Source organism: Mobilicoccus massiliensis (genome assembly GCF_000826525.2).
Lineage (GTDB): Bacteria > Actinomycetota > Actinomycetes > Actinomycetales > Dermatophilaceae > Mobilicoccus > Mobilicoccus massiliensis.
In genome coordinates, this window is sequence record NZ_LN651313.1 from 1 (window position 1) to 2,656 (window position 2,656).

A 2,656-nucleotide genomic window follows, 5' to 3' on the forward strand; every position below is an offset into this window, starting at 1 on the left:
CGGCGATCCGGTCGCGAACCAACCGGATCGCTCGTTCACGCAACTCGTCGGGGTACCTCTTCGGTGCAGGCATGACTCCATCCTCCTGGGGAGATCAAGCCCTCCACCCTTCCCGGGGCGATCCACACCATCGCGATTCCGGCCAGGTTGAGCCCGGCTCTGAGGAGGGCGTCGATCCGCTGTAACCGGCCTAGGTCGTCTCGGCTGTAGCGGCGGGTGCCACCGGCGGTGCGGTCAGGTGAGAGCAGGCCGCGGGACTCGTACAGCCGCAGCCGTTGTATGCCCATCCCGGCCAGCTGCGCGGCCATCGATATCCCATACACCCCCTGGTCGGGCGGCTCGACGAACCCCTCCTTCGTGATCATTTGTGGTTGCCTTCCTTGCCGGCCTGTGGTCCTGGTCTGGTCCGCCGGGAACGGTACGCACCGGGTCCCTCTTGGCGGCCCACGGTTGTTGTCGTTGACCTCTTGACTCATGGTGCCAGATGCGCTATATCAAATCTACAGCCACTGCGATAGATCAGTGGTCACTCAACAGGATCAGGAAGGAGTGTTCGACGATGGCTCAGTTGCTGATGCGCACCGACCCGTTCCGCGAGCTCGACCGGCTCACCCAGCAGCTGTTCCGAGGCAACGGCACATTGGCCTACCCGGCCGCGATGCCGATGGACGCGTGGCGCGAGGGGGACACCTTCGTGGTGGAGTTCGACCTGCCGGGTATCGCCCCGGACGCGATCGAACTCGACGTGGAGCGCAATGTCGTGACCGTCCGGGCGGAGCGTCCGGCGCGAAGCGAGACCCAGGAGATGCTCGCAGCCGAGCGGGCCCGCGGCACCTTCAGCCGCCAGCTGGTGTTGGGCGACAATCTGGACACCGAGCACATCGAGGCCGGCTACGACGCGGGCGTGCTCACGCTGCGGATCCCGGTGGCCGAGCAGGCCAAGCCGCGCAAGATCGAGATCACCAGTGCTGGATCCGGCCGGCAGGCCATCGACGCCTAGGGTTCGTTTCGGAGGTCGCCATGACCACGAGCCAGGACCCCGGCAACCCGCTCGCTCCCACTTGGGTGGAGGAGTTCATTGAGCTGGTCTGCTCCGACCCGGAGTTGGTCGCTGCGGAGTTCGCGGCCATCATCGCAGCGGAATGGCCGACTGTGCCCCCGGCCCGTCCCCCTCTGCGCTGCTCGATCGGCCCACGCCAGGCCCCAGGACACGAGCGATGGCGCGAGGACGTCCGTAGCTGGCCGGGCTACCGGTTGCGGGGTCCCGGAACCGGGGAGTGGGCCCGGCAGCGCTCACCGCCTCGGTGGGTGGACAACCTTCCAGCACAAGACAGAGACGCCGCCGTCGAGCTTCGACTTAAGGAGGTGACCGAGCAGCGAGACAACTAGAGCATGGGAGCGGCCGCTGGCTCCGTGCGCCATTCATCTCCTACTTTCGTCGTCCCATGGTGACGACCCGCCCCTCCAGGGCAATCGGGGATTGCCCCCGGGCGCGCCGGGCCAGCAGTCAACGCACCGATCCCGGCTGGCCGGGCCCCCACGAGGGCCCGGCCAGTCCTTTCGACACCCTGACATATCGACGACCCGGGCCACCGCACCCGTGGCCGCGGCGTCCGCACCCCCTCACGCGCCGGAGGCAGCTGATGACAGCTTCCAGACACAGCGAGCAGCCCGGATCCGACCTATCCCAGATTCTCGGCCTCGACCCAGACGCCAGCAGCGACGAGATCACCCGGGCCTACCGGCGTCTGGCCCGGCGCTACCACCCGGACATCGAGACCACGCCCGGCGCAGCGTCGCGGTTCGCCGAGGTTACCAGCGCCTACCGGGTGCTGTCAGACCCGAAGGCCCGCGCCCGCTACGACGCCAGCCGCGTACCACGCCGGGCCAGGCCCCCCTCCGGCGCCGGATACTCCCGCGGACCCTGTCCCCCGTGGCCCGCCACCCGGGTCCGTCCCGACCGCATCCCACACGACGCGTTCTGGCTGGCAGCCGCAGGCCGGACTCCGCCCTTCCACCTCAACGCCGACCTGCCCGTCCGTTCCCCCCGGGACGATGAGACCGAGCTCGAGCTGACTCTGCAGGAGAGCTACCAGGGCACCACGCGGACTGTGACCGTGACCAGCCAGGACAGCAGCGAGAGCATTCACGTCGTCATCCCACCCGGCACGATCGACGGTGACCGGATCGAGGTCCCCACCACCTATCTACCCGGCGGCGGGAAGACCCCGCCCGTCGTCCTGCGCGTACGGCTCGTGCCGCCCGAGGGCTACCGGCTCGATGGCCGCGACCTCCACATCCAACTGACGCTCTCCCCATGGGAAGCCGCGCTCGGCGCCACCATCACCCTCGACACACCGGCAGGGCCGGTGAGCATCGACGTGCCCCCCGGAACCTGCTCCGGCCGAGTCCTCAACATGCCCGCCCATGGCATCCCCAACCCGAACGGATCCTCCGGGAACCTGCACGCCCACACTCACATCCTCGTGCCCACCAGGCTGACACCAGCCGAACGAGACCTCTTCTGAAGGGACTGTCCGGCCAACGGTGTAAGTGGCGTTTTCATTCTCAGCGGTCTTCGGCGGCCGGGATGCGGTCGGCGAAGGTGATGGCGAAGGCGTTCAACGCTGGTTTCCAGCGTGTGACCCATCGTGTC

The 2,656-nt window shown here is 68.2% G+C and carries 3 protein-coding genes; 2 read left to right on the forward strand and 1 reads right to left on the reverse strand.

Annotated elements, in window-relative coordinates:
- Window positions 1-35 precede the first annotated feature (35 nt).
- Complete coding sequence (locus BN1197_RS00035) at window positions 36-365, reverse strand: MerR family transcriptional regulator (protein WP_082043473.1); 330 nt, start codon at window positions 363-365, stop codon at window positions 36-38.
- A 203-nt stretch (window positions 366-568) separates the two neighbouring features.
- On the opposite strand from BN1197_RS00035, the gene BN1197_RS00040 reads away from it, so the two are divergent.
- Together BN1197_RS00040 and BN1197_RS00045 are read left to right on the forward strand one after the other, a co-directional pair.
- Window positions 569-1,000 carry an Hsp20/alpha crystallin family protein gene (locus tag BN1197_RS00040; protein WP_040155165.1) on the forward strand — a complete coding sequence of 144 codons (432 nt, stop codon included), beginning with the start codon at window positions 569-571 and terminating at the stop codon, window positions 998-1,000.
- Between the two features lie 643 nt (window positions 1,001-1,643).
- On the forward strand, window positions 1,644-2,528 hold the full coding sequence (locus BN1197_RS00045) for a DnaJ C-terminal domain-containing protein (protein WP_052465780.1): 885 nt from the start codon (window positions 1,644-1,646) through the stop codon (window positions 2,526-2,528).
- Window positions 2,529-2,656: the final 128 nt, after the last annotated feature.

Excerpts from the sequence above, each read along its gene's own strand:
- BN1197_RS00035 (WP_082043473.1), bottom strand. The coding sequence starts at position 365 with ATGATCACGAAGGAGGGGTTCGTCGAGCCGCCCGACCAGGGGGTGTAT.
- BN1197_RS00045 (WP_052465780.1), top strand. The coding sequence starts at position 1,644 with ATGACAGCTTCCAGACACAGCGAGCAGCCCGGATCCGACCTATCCCAG.